The organism is Kitasatospora sp. NPDC005856, from assembly GCF_040629945.1.
In the GTDB taxonomy this organism is placed as follows: Bacteria; Actinomycetota; Actinomycetes; order Streptomycetales; family Streptomycetaceae; genus Kitasatospora.
Map to the genome: position 1 here is coordinate 1 of NZ_JBEXWT010000131.1, position 20,461 is coordinate 20,461.

At 74.8% G+C, this 20,461-nt stretch carries 12 protein-coding genes and 1 pseudogene; 8 read left to right on the plus strand and 5 right to left on the minus strand.

Features of this window, described 5'->3' with window-relative positions; all coding sequences use genetic code 11:
- Positions 1-764 (minus strand): annotated as a pseudogene (locus ABZ449_RS39110) (peptidase M28); the annotation flags it as partial.
- A gap of 938 nt (positions 765-1,702) precedes the next feature.
- On the opposite strand from ABZ449_RS39110, the gene ABZ449_RS39115 reads away from it, so the two are divergent.
- The 7 genes from ABZ449_RS39115 (at position 1,703) to ABZ449_RS39145 (ending at position 13,644) form a co-directional block, all read left to right on the plus strand.
- Positions 1,703-3,100 (plus strand): PLP-dependent aminotransferase family protein, encoded by a 1,398-nt coding sequence (locus ABZ449_RS39115; protein WP_360356063.1) that lies wholly within the window; start codon positions 1,703-1,705, stop codon positions 3,098-3,100.
- The gene (dpgA, locus tag ABZ449_RS39120; RefSeq protein WP_360356066.1) at positions 3,097-4,212 is read left to right on the plus strand and encodes a 3,5-dihydroxyphenylacetyl-CoA synthase DpgA; all 1,116 of its coding nucleotides are present in this window, start codon (positions 3,097-3,099) and stop codon (positions 4,210-4,212) included. Before ABZ449_RS39115 ends, dpgA begins: the two co-directional genes overlap by 4 nt.
- Before the next feature lie 22 nt (positions 4,213-4,234).
- Complete coding sequence (dpgB, locus tag ABZ449_RS39125) at positions 4,235-4,918, plus strand: enoyl-CoA-hydratase DpgB (protein ID WP_360356069.1); 684 nt, start codon at positions 4,235-4,237, stop codon at positions 4,916-4,918.
- Entirely contained in the window at positions 4,915-6,216 is a 1,302-nt protein-coding gene (gene dpgC, locus ABZ449_RS39130; protein WP_360356072.1) for a (3,5-dihydroxyphenyl)acetyl-CoA 1,2-dioxygenase DpgC, read from the plus strand. Before dpgB ends, dpgC begins: the two co-directional genes overlap by 4 nt.
- 119 nt (positions 6,217-6,335) lie before the next feature.
- Positions 6,336-6,563 carry an MbtH family protein gene (locus tag ABZ449_RS39135; RefSeq protein ID WP_360356074.1) on the plus strand — a complete coding sequence of 76 codons (228 nt, stop codon included), beginning with the start codon at positions 6,336-6,338 and terminating at the stop codon, positions 6,561-6,563.
- Complete coding sequence (locus ABZ449_RS39140) at positions 6,560-8,590, plus strand: ABC transporter transmembrane domain-containing protein (RefSeq protein WP_360356077.1); 2,031 nt, start codon at positions 6,560-6,562, stop codon at positions 8,588-8,590. The genes ABZ449_RS39135 and ABZ449_RS39140 overlap by 4 nt, the downstream gene beginning before the upstream one ends.
- A complete protein-coding gene (locus ABZ449_RS39145) occupies positions 8,587-13,644 on the plus strand; it encodes an amino acid adenylation domain-containing protein (RefSeq protein ID WP_360356080.1) in 5,058 nt (1,685 codons plus the stop codon). The genes ABZ449_RS39140 and ABZ449_RS39145 overlap by 4 nt, the downstream gene beginning before the upstream one ends.
- Positions 13,645-13,687: 43 nt before the next feature.
- On the opposite strand, the gene dpgD is transcribed toward ABZ449_RS39145, so the two are convergent.
- The 4 genes from dpgD to ABZ449_RS39165 form a co-directional block, all read right to left on the minus strand.
- The gene (dpgD, locus tag ABZ449_RS39150) at positions 13,688-14,524 is read right to left on the minus strand and encodes an enoyl-CoA-hydratase DpgD (RefSeq protein ID WP_360356082.1); all 837 of its coding nucleotides are present in this window, start codon (positions 14,522-14,524) and stop codon (positions 13,688-13,690) included.
- Positions 14,525-14,588: 64 nt separating this feature from the next.
- Positions 14,589-16,133, minus strand: a complete 1,545-nt coding sequence (locus ABZ449_RS39155) for a hypothetical protein (protein ID WP_360356085.1) — start codon at positions 16,131-16,133, stop codon at positions 14,589-14,591.
- Positions 16,134-16,146: 13 nt separating this feature from the next.
- Positions 16,147-18,228 (minus strand): hypothetical protein, encoded by a 2,082-nt coding sequence (locus tag ABZ449_RS39160; protein ID WP_360356088.1) that lies wholly within the window; start codon positions 18,226-18,228, stop codon positions 16,147-16,149.
- Between the two features lie 234 nt (positions 18,229-18,462).
- The gene (locus ABZ449_RS39165) at positions 18,463-19,530 is read right to left on the minus strand and encodes a hypothetical protein (protein ID WP_360356090.1); all 1,068 of its coding nucleotides are present in this window, start codon (positions 19,528-19,530) and stop codon (positions 18,463-18,465) included.
- A gap of 312 nt (positions 19,531-19,842) precedes the next feature.
- Here ABZ449_RS39165 and ABZ449_RS39170 point away from each other — a divergent pair, with 312 nt between their 5' ends.
- Positions 19,843-20,286 (plus strand): helix-turn-helix transcriptional regulator, encoded by a 444-nt coding sequence (locus ABZ449_RS39170; RefSeq protein WP_360356092.1) that lies wholly within the window; start codon positions 19,843-19,845, stop codon positions 20,284-20,286.
- The last annotated feature ends 175 nt before the right edge of the window (positions 20,287-20,461 follow it).

Below are 20,461 nucleotides of genomic sequence, written 5' to 3' on the forward strand. Positions count from 1 at the left end.
CCCCAGGAGTCGCTCGACTTCGAGAACACCTGCCCCGTGCTGTAGTCCGAACACGACAGGCCCGGCCGGTTCGGGTCGCGCAGCGAGTACGAGCCGCCGGAGTTGGTGGTGCTGATCGTCGGCGAGGGCCCGTTCCACTCGCTGTTCAGGGTGCCCGCGTGGACGTCGTCGTAGCTGTCGACGACCTCGCCGTCGGTGGCGTCGACGAACACGTGCAGGCGGCTGGGGGCCGCGCCCTTGTGGCCGGCCAGGACGGTCTCCCAGGACAGGCGGCTGCTGCCGTCCTTGACCCGCACCACCAGGCGGCGCGACTCGACGGAGTCGACGGCGGCCAGCTTGGTGCGGGCGGTCTTCTCCGCCTGCACCGCGCTGATCCGCGCCGTGGTGGAGGCGCCGAGGGGGCCGGTGGCGGCGGACTGCAGGCCGCGCACCTTGCCCTGGGAGTCGGCGAGGACGACCGCGTCGCCGCCGACCACGGGCAGCCCGCGGTAACTGCGCTCGTAGGCCACCGAGTAGAGGCCGCCGACCCAGGGGGTGACGGCCTTGCGCTCGTAGGTCTCGTCGGCGCCCTTGGCCAGGGCGTCCACGCCGGCCGTGACGGCGGCGTCGGCGGCGCTCACCGCGGCGGCCTGCCCGCTGGGCGGGGCCGAGGCGGTGTCGGGCGCGGCGGTGGCCGGGCCCGCGGTGGCGGCGATCATGCCGGCCAGCACGGTCAGGGTGGTCGCCGTGGTCAGCAACCTTCCTGCGGAAATCCTGCGTTGCATCGGGGCTCCTCGCGTGTGGGGGTCCCCGTCCGCGGACGGCTGGGCTGGTGGCGCACCGCGGGGCCGCATGTGGGGACGGCCGTGCGGGCCGTCCGCGCTCGGGTGCCCGAACCCTCACACGGCGTCATGCTCGGGTCAATGCCTGGTGCACGTGAGGCGCCGGGTTGGCAAGTTCCGTCAAGCCGGCAGGAGCGGGTCGGCGCCGAGCTGGGCTTTTCCTCGAGTGGTTGAGACCACGTCAGGGTGACGGGCAGTTACCGGAGGGGGCGGCAGCGGGCCCGGCTGTCGGGCGGACGCCCCGTGCCGGACGCACTCCCGGAGGGCCGCGAACGGTTCGGCGACGCGGGCTTCGAGCCGTCCGGCCGTCGGCTGCTCCGGATCACCGCCGCCGTTCGGCGACGCCGGGTCGGCGCCGGCGCGGCTTCGCCCGACAGGCCGACGCGGCCCCGGGCCGGCGGTAGCAGGCTGTGACGGGCCGGAAACCCTCAGCACTTGACTTTCTCTTACCCAAAGGCGCGTACTGGAACGAGGACAAACAGCAGACAGGGCCCTGTGCTCCAGGTATCCGTTTGATATCCGTGGCCGGCGCGAAGCGGCGACAGGGCGTGCCGGGATGCTCCACACCCCTCGCGTCACACCCTCGCGTCGCGTTCGGCCCGGTGCCTTCGACGGGCCTTTTCGCGTGCCGCCGTACCCGCACCGCCGATGGTGCACCCGCGGTGACGCCGCCGGGGACTGGAGCCGCGGGCCGCTCCGAGGGGCCGCCATGAGCTTGACGTCGAAAACGGCCGATGTTCGAACGCGGGAGGACGCCACCGGCGAACCGCCGGCGGGGCGCCGTGGCATCGCGGCGCTGCCGCGCGTCCTCCACGCGAGCCCTGGCATCCGCGTTCCGACGCACTGCCCTGCCGCGGCTCGTCCACGGAAAGGCGGGCACCATGGTGCTCGATTCGACCACACTGCACTCGAGCATCGAGGACCCGGTTCTCGACCGGATGAACTTCCTGAACGAGATCACGTTCAGCTACCCGGACGCGGTGTCCTTCGCGCCGGGGCGCCCTTATGACGGCTTCTTCGAGGTCGAGGAGATCCACGCCCACCTGCGCCGGTACGCGAAGTACCTGGAGAGCCGGGGCGCGGGACCGGCCGAAGTGCGCAGCGGCTTCTACCAGTACGGGCCGGCCGCGGGGCGGATCCGGGAGCTGATCGCGTACTCGCTGCGCCAGGACGAGGGGTTGGAGGTCGCGCCCGAGTCGATCGTGGTGACGGTCGGTGCGCAGGAGGCGATGTTCCTGGCGCTGCGCGTGCTGTTCGCGACGCCCGAGGACGTGCTGCTGCTCGTGACTCCCTGCTATGTCGGGATCATCGGGGCCGCCCGGCTGCTGGACATCCCGGTGGTCGCGGTGCCGGAGCGTGACGGGCGGCTGGTGGTGGCCGACGTGGAGGAGGCGGTGCGTGCGCAGCGGGCGGCGGGCCGGCGGCCGCGGGCCGTGTACGTGGTGCCGGACCACGCCAACCCGACCGGGTCCACGCTGGACCTGGCGACGCGCAGGGCGCTGCTGGAGCTGGCCGAGCGCCGGGGGCTGCTCGTCCTGGAGGACAGTCCCTACCGGTTGAGCGGTCCTGGGCCGCGGTGTCCGATGCTCAAGGCGCTGGACGGGTCGAGGAGCGTCGTGCAGCTCGGCACCTTCTCCAAGACGCTGTTCCCCGGCGCGCGGATCGGCTACGTCGTGGCCGACCAGGAGGTGCGGGACGGGCGCGGGGGCGTGCGGCTGCTGGCGCGGGACCTGGCGAAGGTGAAGAGCATGGTGACGGTCAACACGTCCTCGCTCAGCCAGGCGGTCGCGGCGGGTGCGCTGCTGAGTGTGGACGGCCGCCTCTCCACCCTGAACGCCCGGGCCGCCGAGCACTACCGCCGCAGCATGGCCGCCACGCTCGCGCAGTTGGAGCGGTGGCTGCCCGAGGAGCGGCGCCGGGAGCTGGGGGTGGGGTGGAACCGTCCGGAGGGCGGGTTCTTCCTGACGCTGCGCACCGGTTTCCGGACCGGCACCGCGGCCCTGGAGCGTTCGGCCCGCGAGTTCGGGGTGATCTGGACGCCGATGGAGTTCTTCCATCCCTACGGCGGGGGCGAGCGGGACATCCGGCTCTCGATCAGTCATCTGACGCCCGGGCAGGTGACGGAGGGTGTCGAGCGGCTCGCGCGGTTCGTGGAGGCGCTCAGCGGCGAGGCGCACGGCGGGGGGACGCACGGCGGGGGGACGCACGGCAGGCAGGCGCACGGCGGCGAGAAGCGCGGCGGCGTGCCCGGCACCGGAACGGAGAGTGACGCATCATGACCGCGGCCCTGGACCGAGCACTGGTCACCACGGCCCCGCGCATCCTGGGCGTGGGCACCGCCGTGCCACCCGAGCACTACTCCCAGGAGGAGCTGCTCGACCTGTTCGGGATCACCGACCGGAAGGTGCGCTCCGTCTTCCTGCTGGGTTCCATCCGGCAGCGTTCGCTGGTGCTGCCCCCGGCGGGGCCCGACGGCACGAGGCTGCGGGAGTCCCAGGGCGACCTCCTGGACAAGCACAAGGCGTGGGCCGTGAGCATGGGGTCGGACGCGATGTCCGTGTGCCTCAAGCGGATCGGCGCCGACCTGTCGGAGGTGGCGTACCTGTGCTGCGTGACCTCGACCGGGTTCCTCACCCCGGGCCTGAGCGCGCTGATGATCCGCGAGCTCGGCATGGACTGGCACACGGCGCGGGCCGACATCGTCGGCATGGGCTGCAACGCGGGGCTCAACGCGCTGGCCGTGGTGGGCAACTGGGCGGCGGCGCATCCGGGCCGACTGGCCGTGATGGTCTGCTCGGAGGCCTGCTCGGCCGCGTACACGATGGACTCCACGATGCGTACGGCCGTGGTCAACAGCCTCTTCGGCGACGGCGCGGCGGCGGTGGCGGTGATGTCCGACCCGCCGGACGGCGCGGGGGCCGAGGAGGAGGACTCCGGCCACCGCCCGGAGGGCCCGCGGATCCTGAAGACGGAGAGCGTCACGATCGTCGACGCCATCGACGCGATGCGCTACGACTGGGACCGCGACCAGGACCGCTTCAGTTTCTTCCTGGACCCGCAGATCCCGTACCTGGTCGGCGCGCACGTGGAGGGCGTCATCGACCGGCTGCTGGCCGACACGTCGCTGCGCCGCGACGACGTGGCGCACTGGCTGGTGCACTCCGGCGGCAAGAAGGTCATCGACGCGGTCGCCGTCAACCTGGGGCTGACCCGGCACGACCTGCGCCACACCATCACCGTGCTGCGGGACTTCGGCAACGTCTCCAGCGGCTCGTTCCTCTTCTCCTACGACCGGCTCCTGCAGGAGGGCGTGGTCCGCGACGGCGACTACGGCGTGCTGATGACCATGGGGCCGGGCTCGACGATCGAATCCGCGCTCATCCAGTGGTGAACCGACCCGAGGGAGACCGCACATGCCCGTCAACGCCCTGCCCGAAGGCCCCGTGCTGCACGTGGACGGCGGCCGGGAGATCTCGGCCGAGCTGACCGGCGCCGTCGCGGCGCTGTGCGACGAGGCGGAGTCCTCCGGAGCCGACTTCGCGACCCTGTACGTCCGCGGCGCCCCGACCGGTGAGGCGGTGGCGAAGCCGGCCGACGTGGCGACCGTGACCAAGTGGGAGCGGGCCGTACGGCGCTTCGAACGGCTGCGGCTGCCCACGCTGGCGGCGGCGAGCGGGGAGTGCGGCGGCGCGGCGCTGGACCTGCTGCTCGCGACCGACGTGCGGGTGGCGACGCCGGACCTGCGGCTGCTCCTGGCCTTCCACGGGCAGGCGACCTGGCCGGGCATGGCCGCCTTCCGGCTGGTCCAGCAGCTCGGGCCGGCCGCGGCGCGGCGCACGGTGCTCTTCGGGGTGCCGATCACCGCCCGTGAGGCGCTGGAGCGGTGCCTGGTGGACCGGGTGAGCGAGAACCCCGGGCGCACCCTGGCGGCCGCGGCCCGGCTGCTGCGCCGGCTGTCCGGCCCCGAACTCGCGATCCGCCGCCAACTGGCCTTCGATGCCCAGTGGATGAGCTTCGAGGACGCGCTCGGCCCGCACCTGGCCGCCTGCGACCGCGCGCTGCGGCGCGCCCGGGCCGCGGACGGGGTGACGGCGTGAGCACCGCGAACGGGCAGGCGCCCGCCACCGTACGGGAACGCGCCGCGGACGGGTTCGAGCGGGCGGCCCGGCTGCTGCCGCCGTTCCCCGAGCCCGGGCCGCGCCCCGGCGGGCCGGGCGCCGGCACCGAGCGGGCGCTGGAGGCCGGCCGCGCGCAGCGCACCGCCTTCCTGGAGTGCCACGCCGAGGCGCTGTACGACCGGCTCACCGGCGGCCGCACGCGGCGCCCGCGGCTGGAGGCGCTGGTGGAGGACGCCGCCCTCGCCGTGCCCCGCCTGGTGCCCACGCCCGCGCAGCTGCGGGCGGAGCGGGCCGTGCCGGTGGCGCAGCGTCTGGGCTACGAGATCGACGTGGGCGTCCTGCTGCGCGGCCTGCTGCGCTGTCCGGCCGCCGGGCGCCACCTGATGGACTCCATGCTGCGGCCCACCGGGCGCGCGCTCGGCCTGCTCGGGCGGTTCCGGGCCACCGGGGTGGTGCGGATGGACAGCACGCTGCTGGAGCGGCGCGCGGGGGTGGCCCGGATCACCATGTGCGCCGGGGACCGCCTCAATGCCGAGGACGAGCAGCAGGTCGACGACATGGAGACGGCGGTCGACCTCGCGCTGCTGGACGAGGGGTGCGAGATCGGGCTCATCCGGGGCGGCGAGATGACGCACCCGCGCTACGCGGGCCGGCGGGTGTTCAGCGCCGGGATCAACCTCAAGCGCCTGCACGCGGGCGAGATCACGCTCGTCGGCTTCCTGCTGCGCCGCGAGCTCGGCTACCTCAGGAAGCTGCTGCTCGGGCTGCGCACGGACGAGCCGTCCTGGCGCTACCCGCTGACCGACATGCCGTGGGTGGCCGCGGTGGACGGCTTCGCGATCGGCGGCGGCATGCAGTTGCTGCTCGCGGTGGACCACGTGCTGGCCGCCTCCGACGCCTATCTGAGCCTGCCGGCCGCGCAGGAGGGGATCGTCCCGGGCGCGGCGGACTTCCGGCTCCCCGCGGTGACCGGGCCCCGGCTGGCCCGGCAGATCATCCTCGGCGGGCGGCGGGTGCGCGCGAGCGAGCCCGAGGCCCGCACGCTCGTGGACCGGGTCGTCGACCCGGCGGAACTCGACGGGGCCGTGGAACGCGCCGTGGAGCTGCTGCGCGATCCGGCCGTCACCGCCAACCGGCGGATGGTGAACCTCGCCCTGGAGCCGGCGGACGGCTTCCGCGCGTACATGGCGGAGTTCGCCGTCCAGCAGGCGCTGCGCATCCACGCGGCGGACGTGCTCGGCAAGGCGGGCCGCTTCACGGCCCGGCCGCCGGGCTGAGGCCGCACCGGGAGCGCCGTGCCGGAACCACCGCGCGGGACCTCCGTACCGGGATCACCGCGCCAGGACCTCCCCCGCCGCCCGGCGGGCGGCACCCGAAACGAACGAGGAGATGTGAGATGACCAGCCCCTTCGACGACCCGGGCGCCTCCTACCTCGCCCTGGTCAACCCGCTGGGCCAGTACTCGCTGTGGCCGGCGTTCGCGCAGGTGCCGTCCGGGTGGCGGATCGCCTACGGCCAGGGCTCGCGCGACGAGTGCCTGGAGTACATCGACCGGGTCTGGAGCGACCAGCGGCCGCCGGACGGGGCCGGGCCCGTGAACGGCAAGGAGGTCGCCGCGCCATGATGGCCGGCCCGGGCCCGCTGATCACGGTACGGGCCACCGGCGGCGACGGGACGGACCCGGCCCGGGGCCGGGTCAGGCCCGGCACCGCGCGGCGGATCCGACCCTACCTGCGGCCCTACCGCCGGCAGATCGCCGCGCTGCTGAGCCTGACCGTGGTCGACGCCGTCATCACCGTCTCCACGCCGCTGCTGTTCAAGCTGCTCATCGACCACGGCATCGTGCCCCGCGACCGGGGCGTGGTGGCGGGCGCCGCCGCCGCGGTGGCGGTCCTGGCGCTGCTGCAGGCGCTGGTGGGCTTCTGGGTCAGCCGCAGGTCGGCGCGCGTCGGCGAGGGGCTCGTCTACGACCTGCGCACCGAGGTCTTCCGGCACGTGCAGCGCCAGCCGCTGGCGTTCTTCACCCGCACCCAGACCGGTTCGCTGGTGAGCCGGCTCAACACCGACGTGATGGAGGCCCAGCAGGCGGTGACCGTGCTGCTGTCCAACGTGCTCTCCAGCCTGGTGGTGCTGGGCCTGGTGCTCGCCACGATCTTCTTCCTGTCCTGGGTGGTGGGCCTGGTCGTGCTCGTCACGGTGCCCCTGTTCGTGCTGCCCGGCCGCGTCGTCGGGCGCCGGCTGCAGCGCAACCTGCGCACGTCGATGCAACTGGACGCCGAACTCGGCTCGTTCATGCAGGAGCGCTTCAACGTGGCCGGCGCGCTGCTGGTCAAGCTGTACGGCCGGCCGGCCGGCGAGGCCCGGCGGTTCGCCGGCACCGCGGCGCGGGTGCGGGACGTCGGCGTGGTCACCTCGGTCTACTCGCGGATGCTGCTGGTGACGGTGACGCTGCTGGCGTCGCTGGCCACCGCGGTGGTCTACGGGGTCGGCGGCGAGCTGGTGATCGACGGAGCCATCCAGATCGGCTCGCTGGTGGCCCTGGCCACCCTGCTGGCCCGGCTCTTCGGCCCGATCAACCAGCTCTCCAACCTCCAGTCGAACTACCTGACCGCCCTCGTCTCCTTCGACCGGCTGTTCGAGGTGCTGGACCTCGAACCGCTGATCGTGGAACGGCCCGCCCCCCTCGTACTGCCCGCCGCGGCCCGGGCCCCGGCCCCGGAGGTCGAGTTCGAGGACGTCTCCTTCCGCTACCCCACGGCCAAGGACGTCTCCCTCGCCTCGCTGGAGACGCTGTCGCTGCCGGCCCCGGAACGCTCCGGCGACGCCACGGCGCTGCGCGGGGTGAGCTTCCTGGCCCCCGCGGGCCGGCTCACCGCGCTCGTCGGGCCCTCCGGCGCCGGCAAGACCACGATCAGCCAGCTGGTCGCCCGGCTCTACGAGCCCACCTCCGGCACCGTGCGGATCGGCGGCCACGACGTGCGCGAGCTGTCCCTGGCCTCGCTGCACGACACCGTCGGCATGGTGACCCAGGACGCGCACATGTTCCACGACACCATCCGCGCCAACCTGCTCTACGCCGACCCGGACGCCACCGAGGCGCAGCTCGCCGAGGCCTGCCGGGCCGCGCAGGTCTGGGACCTGGTCTGCGCGCTGCCCGACGGCCTGGACACCGTCGTGGGCGAGCGCGGCTACCGCTTCTCCGGCGGCGAGAAGCAGCGCCTGTCGATCGCCCGGCTGCTGCTCAAGAAGCCGTCCGTGGTCGTGCTCGACGAGGCCACCGCCCACCTGGACTCCGAGTCCGAGGCGGCCCTGCAGAAGGCGCTGTGGACCGCCTTGGCCGGGCGCACCGCCCTGGTGATCGCGCACCGCCTGTCCACCGTCCGCGAGGCCGACCAGATCCTCGTGGTCCAGGGCGGGCGCGTGGTCGAACGCGGCCGGCACCCCGACCTCGTCGACGCCGGCGGCCTGTACGCGGAGCTCTACCGGACCCAGTTCGCCGAACCGCCCGCGCCGCGCCCGGAAGCCGAGCAGCACCCGGCGAACGGTTACGGCGACCTGCCCCCGCTGCCGCGCGGCGGAGGGCCCCTGCGCCGGCTGCCGCCGCCCGAGACGGCGCCCGAGCCCGGCCGACCCGAACGGAGAGCACGATGAGCCAGTTGACGGTCGAGGACGTGTGGCCGCTGTCCCCGCTGCAGGAGGGACTGCTGTTCCACGCCTCGTACGACCAGGACGCGCCCCGGGACGTGTACGTGGGGCAGCGGATCCTCAACCTCGACGGGGACCTGGACCCAGGGGTGCTGGAGGCGTCCTGGCAGGCGATGCTGGAGCGGCACGCGAGCCTGCGCGCCGCCTTCCGCTCCCGCGCGGCCGGCGACACCGTCCAGGTGATCGCCAGGGGCGTGCGGATCCCGTGGACGTACGCCGACCTCGGCGCGCTGGGCGAGGAGGAGGCCGAGCAGGAGGCCGCGCGCCTGGCCGCGGTCGACGCGCGGCGCTTCGACCTCGGCCTGCCGCCGCTGCTGCGGGTGCTGCTGCTGCGCGCGGGCCCCGGCCGGCACCGGATGGTGGTGACGATGCACCACATCCTGATGGACGGCTGGTCGCTGCCGATCCTGTTCGGCGAGCTGTGGGAGGTCTACGGCAACGGCGGCGACGCCTCGGTGCTGCCGAAGGTCCCGCAGTACCGCGACTACCTCGCGTGGCTGGTGCGCCGGGACACCGACGCCTCGCGCGAGGCGTGGCGGGCGATGCTGGCCGGGACGGAGGAGCCCACCCTGGTCGGCCCGGCCGACCGCGGGGGCCCGCCGGTGATGCTGCGGCACGTGGTCGAGCGGGTCGGCGACGACCTCGCCGAGCGGCTGCGGGAGGCGGCGCGCTCCGCCGGGGTCACCTTCAACCGGGTCTTCCAGGTCGCCTGGGCGCTGCTGGTGGGCAAGCTGTCCGGCCGGCTGGACACCGTCTTCGGGGCGACCGTCTCCGGCCGGCCGGCCGAGGTGCCGCAGGCGGACCGGATGGTGGGGCTGTTCATCAACACCGTGCCGGTGCGCGTGCGGCTGGACCCGGCGCTGCCCTTCCGCCGGGCCATGGCGGCGCTGCAGGACCAGCAGGCCGCCCTGCTGGAGCACCAGCAGCTGAGCCTGCCGGAGATCCAGCGCGCCGGCGGGCCCGGCGCGGTCTTCGACACCCTGATGGTCTTCCAGAACTATCCGCGCGGGCCGATGGCGGCCCCCTCGGCCGGGCCGTCGCGGCCCGCCGGGCCGGGCCTGGCGCCGCGGCCCGCCGACGGCTCGCCCCCGGGCGAGGGCCTGGGCGGCACGGCGCTGCGCAGCGGGCGGCAGGCCGGCGGCCCGCTGCGGGAGCCGCCCGCCGACGGCGGGCCTGCGGAGCCGGGTGACGGGCGGGAGCCGCCGGGTGCGCCGGGCGGGATCGGCCTGCGGGGCCCGGCCGGCATCCGGGTCTCGGCCGGCGGCGGCGAGGAGGCCGCCCACTACCCGTTGACGATCGTGGTCACGCCGACCGACGACATCGAGGTCCGGCTGGACTACCGGCCCGACCTGTTCGACGAGCGCACCGCCCGCGGTCTCGTCGACCGGATGCTCCTGGTGCTGCGCCAGGTCGCGCAGGACCCGGACGTGCCGCTGGGCCGGCTCGACGTGCTGACCGGCGAGGAGCGCGGCGAGCTGGACGGCTCCGGGTACCGCACGCGCCGCGAGCTGCCCGCCGCGACGCTCGCCGAGCTCTTCGAGCGCCAGGTGCGCGGCGCCCCCGACGCGGTGGCCGTGGTGGCCGGGGACACCGAGCTGACGTACGCCGGGCTGGACCGGCGGGCGAACCGGCTGGCGCGCCGGCTGGCGGCGCTCGGGGTGCGCCCGGAGACGCTGGTGGGCGTGGTGGCCGAGCGTTCGCCCGAGCTGATCACGGCGCTGCTGGCGGTGGTGAAGGCCGGTGCGGCGTACCTGCCGTTGGACGGCCGGCACCCGGCCGCCCGGCTCGCCGCGGCGGCGGCGCAGGCGGGTGCGGCCGTCGTGCTGGTCGACGGGCCGAACGCGCGGCGGGGCCTGGCCGACGCCGCGCTGTTCGAGGGCGCCGAGGTGCTCCCCCTGGAGCCGGACCCGACGGACCCGGACTCCCCCGCCGCGAACGCCGCGAACACCGCGAACACCGAGCACGGGAACGGCGGGAACGGCGGGAACGGCGACGGCGCGGCCTTCCCGGCCGTGCCGGTGCGGCCGGAGAACCTCATGTACGTCGTCTACACCTCGGGCTCCACCGGCCTGCCCAAGGGCGTCGCGGTGACGTACGGCAGCGTCCTGGCGTTCTGCCTGGACGAGTGCTGGTCGGCCGAGACCCTCGAACGGGTGCTGGTGCAGGCCAACCACGCCTTCGACGCCTCCACCTACGAGATCTGGACGACGCTGCTGCACGGCGGCCGGCTGGTGCTGGTGCCCCCCGGGGACATCGACACGGTCGAGCGCGGCAGGCTGATCGCGGACCAGAAGGTGACCAGCGTGCACGCCACGGCCGGGCACTTCCGGGTGCTCGCGGAGCAGGCCCCGCACATCTTCGCCGGGGTGCGCGAGGTGTCCACCGGCGGCGACGTCGTCTCCGCCCACGCCGTGCGCACGCTGCTGCGCTCGCACCCGGGCCTGGTGGTGCGCACCACCTACGGCCCGACCGAGTCCACCGCCTTCGCCACCCAGCTGCCCTTCACCGACCCGGACGCGGTGCCCGACGTGGTGCCGCTGGGCCTGCCGATGGACAACACCAGGGCGTTCGTCCTCGACGCGTTCCTGCGGCCCGTGCCGGTCGGCATGACGGGCGAGCTCTACCTCGCCGGGGCGGGGCTGGCGCGCGGTTACCTCGGACGCGCCGCGCTCACCGCGGAGCGCTTCGTCGCCTGCCCCTTCCCCGCCGAGGGCGAGCCGACGGGCGCGCGGATGTACCGCACCGGCGACCTGGCGCAGTGGACCCGGGACGGGCGGCTGCTCTTCCTCGGCCGCGCCGACAAACAGCTCAAGATCCGCGGGTTCCGCGTCGAGCCGGCCGAGATCGAGGCCGTGCTCGCCGCGCACCCGGACGTCGCGCAGGCGCTCGTGGTCGCGGTCGAGGACGCGGACGGCCACAAGCGGCTGGCCGGGTACGTGGTGCCGGCCGGCGGCGGGCAGGCCTCGCCGGAGCTGCGGGCGCTGGTGGAGCACCTCGCCGGGAAGCTGCCCGACTACATGGTCCCGGCCTCGGTGACGGTGCTGGAGGCGCTGCCGGTGACGGTGAACGGCAAGGTCGACCGGGCCGCCCTGCCGCGGCCGGTCTTCTCCGGCCTGGCGGCGGGGCGCGCCGCGGCCACCGACGCCGAGGAGCTGCTGTGCCGGCTGTTCGCCGAGGTGCTGAACCTGGAACGGGTGGGGGCGGAGGACTCGTTCTTCGGCCTCGGCGGCGACTCGATCACCTCGATGCTGCTGGCGGGGCGGGCCCGCAAGGCCGGGCTGGCGATCACGCCGCGTCAGGTCTTCGAGCTGCGCACGCCCGCGGAGCTCGCGCGGGTGGCCGAGTCGGTCGACGCCGAGCGGGCGGCGGGCGCCGAGGACGTCCCCTGGGGGCCGGTGCCGCTGACCCCGGTGATGCACGAGATCGCGGCCCGCACGGGTTCGGCGGCGCGCGCGGGCAGCCAGTCGATGGTGCTGACCGCCCCGCCCGGTCTGACGCCCGAGCGGCTGGCCGCCGTGCTGCGGGCCGTCGCCGACCGGCACGAGGTGCTGCGGGCGCGGCTGGAGGAGGCCGAGGGGCAGCTGGTGGTCCCCGGGCCCGGCGCGGCCCCGGACCTCGCCGCGGCGGACCTGGTGACCCGGGTGGAGGCCGCGGGCCTCGACGGGGCGCGGCTGGAGGCGCTGCTCGACGAGCAGGCCGCGGCCGCCCAGGCCGCGCTCGCGCCGCGCGACGGCGTGATGCTGCGGGCCGTGCTCGTCGACCGCGGCGCCGCCGAGGACGCCCTGGTGCTGCTGACGGCCCACCACCTGGTGATCGACGGGGTCTCCTGGCGGGTGCTGATGCCCGATCTGGCGCTCGCGGACGCGGCCCTGGACTCCGGGGGCGCGGACGCGGCGCGGGCGGCCCTCGCCCCCGAGCCGACCTCGTTCCGCCGCTGGGCGGGCGCCCTGGCGGAGCTGGCCAGGGCGCAGCGGACGGTGGACGAGCTGCCGGCCTGGCGGCGGATGCTCGACCGGGTCGAGCCGCCGATCGCCGGGCGGGCGCTGGATCCGCGGACCGACACCGTGGGGGGCGGGGTCTGCCGTGCGGAGCTGACCGTCGCGGCGCCGATGGCGGGATCGCTGCTGGCGGCCCTGCCGGCCGCCTACCACGCGGGGGTGGACGACGTGCTGCTGTCCGGGCTGGCGGCGGCGCTCGACGAGTGGGTGCGGGCGCGCGGCGGGCGGGCCCCGGAGGGGTTCCTGATCGACCGGGAGGCGCACGGCCGGGTGCCGCTGGCCGAGGACATGGACCTGACGCGGACCGTCGGCTGGTTCACCGCCGTCCATCCGGTGTGGCTGGAGCCCGGTCCGGTCGACACGGCCGAGGTCCGGGCGGGCGGGGCGGACGCGGCGCGGCTGATCAAGCGGGTCAAGGAGCAGCTGCGGCAGGGGCCGGGCGACGGTCTGGGGTACGGGCTGCTCAGGTATCTGAACCCGGCCACGCGCGCGGTGCTGGAGCCGCTGGCGCGGCCGCAGATCGGGTTCAACTACCTGGGGCGGTTCGGTGCGTCCGTCGGGGAGGCGGAGCTGCTGCCCGGTGTCGACGGGGCGCCGGCCGGTGCGGACGCGCGGGCGCGGGCGTGGACGCCGGCGGGTGAGCGCCCGGTGCCCGACGGCGGGGTGGATCCGTCGACGCCGCTGCGGCACGTGCTGGAGATCAACGGTTCGGCGCGGGACCTGCCCGGGGGGCCGGAGCTGGGCTTCGTCCTGGAGTCGCCGGGCGGGCTGCTCACCGAGGCGGAGCTGGGCGATCTCGCCGGGCGCTGGCGGGCGGTGCTGGAGGGTCTGGTGCGGCACGCCGCCGAGGGGCCCGGCGGTCACACCCCGTCGGACTTCTCGCTGATCTCGCTGGGGCAGGAGGACATCGACGAGTTCGAGTCGGCCTTCGGCGACGGGGCCGGGGGCGGGGGCGGCGAGAGCGGGGGCGACGGCAGCGGCAGCGGCGAGGACCGGGGCTGAGCGGGCGCCGGCGGTGCGGGCGCCGGACCGGTCGGGGGCCGGTTCAGCGCCCGCGCCACACCGGTCGGCGTTTCTCCGTGAAGGCGCGCGGCCCCTCCCTGGCGTCCTCGCTGGCCCGGCGGGCCTCCTCCCAGTGGTAGCGGGTGGTGAAGGCCTGTTCCAGGGGCAGGTCCACCGAGCGCAGCACGGCCTCCTTCAGGGCGCGCTGGGACAGCGGTGCGCAGCGCAGCAGGTCGGCCGTCCAGCGTTCGACGCACGCGTCCAGTCGGTCGTCCGGGACGACCTCGTTGACCAGTCCGAAGGCCAGTGCCTGGTGCGCCGTCATCCGGTGCCCGGTGAGCAGGTGGCCCATCGCGGCCTTGAGCGGGATCTGGCGGGCCAGCCGGAAGGCTCCGCCGGCGCCCGGGACGAGGCCGAGGGTGGCTTCGGGCAGGGCGAAGACGGCGCTGTGGGCGGCGATCACCAGGTCGCAGGCGAGGACCAGTTCGAAGCCGCCGCCGAGGGCGTAGCCGCGGACCCTGGCGAGGACGGGTTTGGACAGGGTGAAGCGGTCGGTCAGGCGGGGCGAGCCGGGCAGGCCCGTGGATCCGAAGCTCGTCGGCGGGGTTCCCTCGCGGTCGAGCCGGGCCCGTTCCTTGAGGTCCTGTCCGACGGAGAAGGCGCGTTCGCCCGCGCCGGTCAGCACGACCAGCCGTACCGTGTCGTCGCGTTCGACCTCGTCCCAGACCGCGCCGAGTTCGGCGTGCATCCGCTGGTCCATCGCGTTGAGCACGTGGGGCCGGTTCAGGGTGACGCGTGCGACGTGGCCGGCCCGTTCGTAGAGCACGGGCCGGTCCGTCGTGGGTTCCTGGGTCGCGGGTGCCTGCGTCTCGGGGTCCACGCGGGCAGGCTACCGGCGGGGGCGGGCTGTCGTGCGCAGGCCGTGCGGTGGCGGGTGGGGCGGTTCAGCTGCCGATGGAGCAGTTGGCGTCGGGGGCGTGGCCGAGGGGCCAGGCGAGGGTGTCCAGGACGGCGTTCTTGGCGGCCGGGTCGAGGTGGACGATGGGCACGGCCTTGTTGTACGGGTTGCCGTACTGGTCGAGGCAGATCCAGCCGCTCGCGCCGTCGACCCGGTTGTCGCCGTGCATCCGGCGCCAGCTCTGGACGACGTCGTCGGTCGAGGGCTTCTTGACGTCCCCGACCGCCTGGTTGCGGATGCCCGCGATGGCGGTGGAGACCGCGTCGTAGGTGATGATCACGCGGCCGTCGCGCAGGTCGGCGGGGCCGATCGCGTCGGGTGCCTTGGTGTCGGCTTCGCCCAGCAGGTCGGACAGCTCCTTCGAGGCGGCCTTGGAGCCGCCGGGGGCCTCGGTGCTCTGCTCCCCGAAGGTGTCGGGGTGGGCGAGGGCGGTGTAGCGCACGGTGATGCCGGCGCCGGTGCTGAGGGCGTCCCACTTGTCGGCGAACTTCGCGTCGACCATCAGGGTGGAGGCGTGCGAGCCGGTGATGACCGTGTAGTGCTTGGTGCACCTGCGGTTGCCCAGTTCGACGAGGAACTGGCGCAGTTGGACCGGGCGGCCGGCGAAGTAGAGGGTCGTGGCGGCGGAGTTGCAGATGCTCGGGACCATCTGGTGGAAGTCGTTGGCGAGGTTGCCCTCGTCGTTGAAGTCGGGCGGCGACTGGTAGGTCTCGGGGGCGTTGGGGGCGCCCTTGGTGAGCTTCTCGAAGGTCTGGCGCAGGGTGGTGAGGTAGTTGTCGTTCTCGCGCGTGTCCTCGATCACCAGGGCCTCTTCGGGCTTGATGGCCGCCCCGTAGGAGCCGAGGGCGCCCGCCTGGTCGGAGTTGCCGGGGGCGATGCGCGCCAGTCCCGGGTAGCGGCGCGGGTCGGCGGGGGTGTTCTTGATGTCGTCCGCGGTCATGGGGCCGGCGACGACCGGGATGTGCTTGTCCGCGGTGAGGTAGCGCACGGCCTGTTCGGTCTCGGCGATGCTGATGTTGATGCCCGCGACGGCCCGCAGGTTCTGCTTGTCGTCGGTCACGGCCTGGGCCAGCTGGTCGGCGACGGTGTGCCACTCCTTGTAGCCGCGGCCGGGGTTGGCGAGCACCAGCCGGATCGGGGGCTGCCTCTTGTTCCTGTTCCGTTCGTCGTTGGCCCAGTGCTGGGCCAGGTAGGCGCCCTGCACCTGTTCGACCAGCTCGCGCCGTTCGGCGGGCGCGGCGGAGGTCATGGGGATCATCAGGGCGACGGTGACGGGCGAGCTGTCGGCCACGCGGTCGTTCTCGGCCTTGATGCGGGCGCTGACCTGCCGCAGTTCGTCGGTGAAGACGTAGGAGCCGTCGGTGACGCCGACGCACTCGTTCTGGTCTCCGCGCTGTTCCACGCCGGGGGCGCAGGAGGGGTCGTCGACCACCCACTTCTCGTATCCCAGGTAGCCGCCGGTGGCCAGGACGGCGACGGCCACGGCGGCCGCCAGTGCGCGGTTCAGGGGCCCTTCGGGCAGGACGCTCATGGTCGGGGTCTCCTCAGATCGGGAGGTGGGGGGCCTGGACCCAGCGCCCCAGGAGCTGCGGCCAGGTCTCGTACGCCCGGAAGAACACCGCCTGGTGGGCGGCCCCGGCGTGTTGGGCCAGGGTGAGCAGGTGCAGCCGGACGCTGCGGATCAGCTGCTCGTCGGGTGGTGCGAGCGGGTGCGACTGCTGCCACAGCGCGTCGACGAGGGACTCCACCGCATGGTGCACGAGGGCGCTGGTGTTGGCGTCGGCGACGGCGCAGGCCGGGCAGTCCTCGGGCGGGGTGGCGAGGGCGGTGAGGTTCCGGGGCGGGTGCGGCGCGGCGCAGACCAGGTTGAGGGCGGTGAGCCAGGTGGCCGTGGACTGGTCGGCCAGGCGCCGGTGGAGGGTGCGGGCGACGGTGCCCGTGTCGAGGACGGCGAGCGAGTGGTGCAGGAAGCGCTCGTCGGGCGGGGCGTCGTCCTGCGCGGCGTAGCGGTCGCAGAGGGTCTCGTGGATGTCGTGCCACCGGTCGGCCCCGGGGGTCTCGCCGAGCAGGGTGGCCAGGTGGTGGCCGAGCAGGGCACGCAGGGTGGGGTCGCCGACGAACGGCGCTCCGGTGCCCGGCCACGGGCGGGCGCCCCAGTGGTCGTGTGCCAGCAGCTGTCTGGTCGTCTGGACGCGCAGGAGGTCGGTGTCGCCGGGCGGGTGGTGGGCGCCGAGTGCCTGGGCGGCCTCCTCGTCGAGGGCCGGGGAGAAGTGGGTCAGGCGGGCCCGGGCGGTGTCGTCGGGGACCAGCAGGCGCAGCAGCCGCTCGTGCACCCGGGTGTCGGGCTGGTCGTCGGCCGGCAGGTCGAGCAGGGCGCGGGGGTCGGGGCTCTGCCCGAGGCGCACGGCCCGTCGGCCGGCCTGGACCAGGGCGTGGGCGATCCCGGCCCGGCCCGCGCTGAGGCGGTGGATCAGCTGGGCGGTGTCGGGCCCCGGGTGGTCGGCGCCGAACATCCAGGTGATCTCGTCGAGGGTCAGCTGGGCCAGGGGCAGCCGCAGGGTCCAGCCGGCCGGCGTCTGCGGCCGGTCCGCGCGCCAGAACGGGCCGGCGGCGTTGCGTGTCGTGGGGTCGACGTCCGCCGGGTCGGGGGTGGCCGGTTCCGGTGCCAGGACGGTGACGACCACGCCGGGCCTCGTCCGGACGTCCTCGTCGTGCCAGACCTGGGTCAGCGTGTCCAGGACCGGCCGGCCGAGCGGGGTGTGGGCGTTGTCCAGGAGCAGCAGCGGGCGCGGCAGCCGGTTCTTCAGGCGCGCCCAGGTGTAGTGGTCGTCGATGTCCGCGAGGAGGGCGGCCATCAGGTGGCGCTCGGCGCGCCCGCGGTCGTGCGGGTTGCCGCGGAAGCCCCGGGCGAGCTCGGAGAGCTGGACGTTCGCCTCGCCCTGGGTGCTGACCTTCCGTTCGGCCCACCAGCGCAGGCCGTTGTTGTTGGCGCGGGCGCCGAGCAGTTCGGTGGCGACGATGTCGGCGAGCGAGGCGACGAGTTCGTTGACGCCGGGGCCCAGCCCCGCCACGGTGCCGATGTTCGGGGCGACCTGTCGGATCCAGCCCGCCACCTTGTCCCGGCGCGCCTGGGCGTCGGGCTGGCTCTCGCGCAGCAGGCTCTCCAGGCGCCGGCCGGCCGCCTCCAGTTCGCCGAGCCCGACGGTCTGCCAGCTGGTGACCGCCAGCAGGCCCTGGGTGAGCCGGGGGAAGGACAGGCCCGAGCCGAACCGGTTCGCCTGCCGGCTCAGCTCGTACCGCAGGTGGAAGAGCAGGTCCGAGGTGTGGGAGGCGTTGCTCAGCCGGGGGGCCTCGTTCTCGGCGGGCAGGGCCAGGCCCGGCCGGCCGAAGTCCGCGCGCCCGAGGTCCGCGTACGCCTGGGGCAGTCGCTCCGCGTACCACTCCTCCAGGGTCTTCAGCAGGGTGGTCTTGCCGGTGAGGCGCCCGCCGGCGCACTCGATCAGCAGGGGGATCCCGGCCGGGATGCGCAGCCGGGTGCCGTTCCCGGGGGCGGGCCCCGCCAGTTCGAGGCCGACCAGCGAGGGAACGACGGCCTTGAACACTGCCGCCCGTCCGTCCAGAACCACCGCGACCCCCAGTCCTCCGGCGCGGCGGGAGTGCGCCGCGCCGGATGGAGGATAGGGGAGCCGGCCGCTCCGCCACAGGGATATCGCCGCGCGACCGGTCCTCGGTTGCCGATTCGTGATCTGCCTGATATGCCGTCAGATCGCTGCGGGGGGACGGTCGGTGGGGCCCGTCGGACTGACGGTGCCCGTGGTGTCCATGGGGCCGGTGGGACTGGTGGGGCTGGTGGGGCCGGGTCAGCTGGGCGAGCCGGTCCAGATGACGTTCTTGTGCTCGCTCCCGACGCCGTGGTCGAACCTGACGGAGAACGGGTCGGCCGCATCGCCCGGCAGGGCGTACGCGGTCAGCCCGTCGGCCTCCTCCCCCGGGGCCAGGGACTTGGTGAGGATCTTCATCCGTCCGCTGCCGTCGATCAGGGTGAAGACGAGGTTGCCCTTGGCGTCCCTGACGGTGGGCAGCCCCGATCCGTAGAGCGAGACCTCCGCGGACCCGGTGTTGACGACGGTGATCCTCACCTGGACGATCCTGGCGTCCTTGGGGATCTCGCCCACGCTCCCGCGCGGGACGTACGGCTCCGGCGCGGCCATCGTCACCTTCAGCCCGTCCGGGTACGTGTAGGACTGACCGAACGACAGGCGCCGGGACCGCTCGTCCGCGGCCTCCTTCTCCTTCTCGGCCTCGATCCGCTTGCGCTCGGCCTCGATCCGCGCCTTCTCCTTGGCCGCCCGCTCCTGGGCGGCCTTGGTCGCGGCCTCGGAACGGGCGCGCTCGGCGTCCGCCGCGGAACGCCGCTCCTCGTTGACCGCGTTCACCCGCGACACGACGAACACCCCGGCGCCGACCGAGACCAGCAGGCCGGCGACGCCCAGGATCACGCCCGCCAGGGCCATCGCCCGGTTGGTCGCCACGCCCTTGCGCACGTAGCCCAGGCCGATGGCGCCGAAGACGACGGCGAGCAGGGCCGGCAGCCAGGACAGCCAGAACAGGATGACGGCCAGGCCGAGGGTGACACCGACGATGCCGAGCACCAGCGCGGCGATGCCCAGGCCGTTGCGGGGCTGCGGGGCGGGCATCGGCATCGGGTACGGCGGCCAGTACGGCACCCCGGGCACGCCGGGCGCCCCGGCGGGCGGCCCGGCGGGGGCGAGGGCGGGCGCGGGGGCGGTGGCCCCGGCGGGGGCGGTGGCCTCGCCCCGGCCCGGCGTCTCGCCCTGACCCGGGATCAGCGGCGGCGCCCACGGGTCGGCGCCGGCCGGCTCCTCGGCGGACGGCGGGCTGCTGTCGGGCGGGACGGGAACGGTCATACGGGATCCTTCGGGAACGTTGGGACGGCGAGCCGCCGTTCGGCCCTGGGCCGACGCCCCGCCCTGCGCGGGACGGCCGCCACCTCGTGCCGGACCCGCGCGTCAACCCCCTGGGACGGGACACCGACGGAATCGGCGAGTGATCAACATACAGGTGCCCGGTGCCGGCCCCGACGCCGCGGTGCGCGGGCGGCGCCCGCCGGCGGGCGGCCTCCTCACGGGCTGCTTCACCCAGGCGCTTCACCCAGGCGCTTCACCCAGGGCAGAACGCCGTGCCCTTCCCCCCGGGCCCGTCGTCCCTACGCTGAAGGGGTGAGCACTCATGCGCCCAACGAAGCCCGCGTCATCCCCCTGCGTCCGCACGCCTCGCCGCCCGCGTCCGACGAGCAGGGCCGTCCCCCGCAGGCGCCCGCGCGCCGGGAGCCGCTGTGGCGCAACGTCGTCGGCGACGTGCTGCGACGCGAACGGCTCGCCCAGGAGCGCACGCTGAAGGACGTCGCCGAGGCGGCCCGGATCTCCATGCCGTACCTGTCGGAACTGGAGCGCGGACGCAAGGAGGCCTCCTCCGAGGTGCTCGCGGCGGCCGCCTGGGCGCTGGGGCTCGGCCTCGCGGACCTGCTCTCGCTCGCCCAGGACGAACTGGCCCGCTACGCCGCCCCGAGCCGGATGGACCGGGGCCGCTCGGGTCACGGCCTGGCGGGCCGGGGCCGGACCTCGCCCACGGGGCGCTACGACGGCCTGTGCCTCGTCGCCTGAACGGAGTCGCCTGAACGGACCGGAGCGCGGCGGCGGCCGGTGCGGCGCGGGGCTCACCCCGCGCCGCACCGGCCGCCGCGCGGCTCAGAAAGTGTTGGGTAATCGGGTGATCACTCGTTCTTGAGGTCGTCGGCGAGGCGGCGGGCTGCTTCGGTCTCGATGGGGCCGCGCGGTT

What these genes read in the sequence shown, in the direction of transcription:
- ABZ449_RS39115 (WP_360356063.1), top strand. Translation starts at nt 1,703, where the DNA reads ATGGTGCTCGATTCGACCACACTGCACTCGAGCATCGAGGACCCGGTT.
- ABZ449_RS39165 (WP_360356090.1), bottom strand. Translation starts at nt 19,530, where the DNA reads ATGACCGTTCCCGTCCCGCCCGACAGCAGCCCGCCGTCCGCCGAGGAG.
- ABZ449_RS39135 (WP_360356074.1), top strand. Translation starts at nt 6,336, where the DNA reads ATGACCAGCCCCTTCGACGACCCGGGCGCCTCCTACCTCGCCCTGGTC.
- ABZ449_RS39140 (WP_360356077.1), top strand. Translation starts at nt 6,560, where the DNA reads ATGATGGCCGGCCCGGGCCCGCTGATCACGGTACGGGCCACCGGCGGC.
- dpgA (WP_360356066.1), top strand. Translation starts at nt 3,097, where the DNA reads ATGACCGCGGCCCTGGACCGAGCACTGGTCACCACGGCCCCGCGCATC.
- ABZ449_RS39155 (WP_360356085.1), bottom strand. Translation starts at nt 16,133, where the DNA reads ATGAGCGTCCTGCCCGAAGGGCCCCTGAACCGCGCACTGGCGGCCGCC.
- dpgB (WP_360356069.1), top strand. Translation starts at nt 4,235, where the DNA reads ATGCCCGTCAACGCCCTGCCCGAAGGCCCCGTGCTGCACGTGGACGGC.
- ABZ449_RS39145 (WP_360356080.1), top strand. Translation starts at nt 8,587, where the DNA reads ATGAGCCAGTTGACGGTCGAGGACGTGTGGCCGCTGTCCCCGCTGCAG.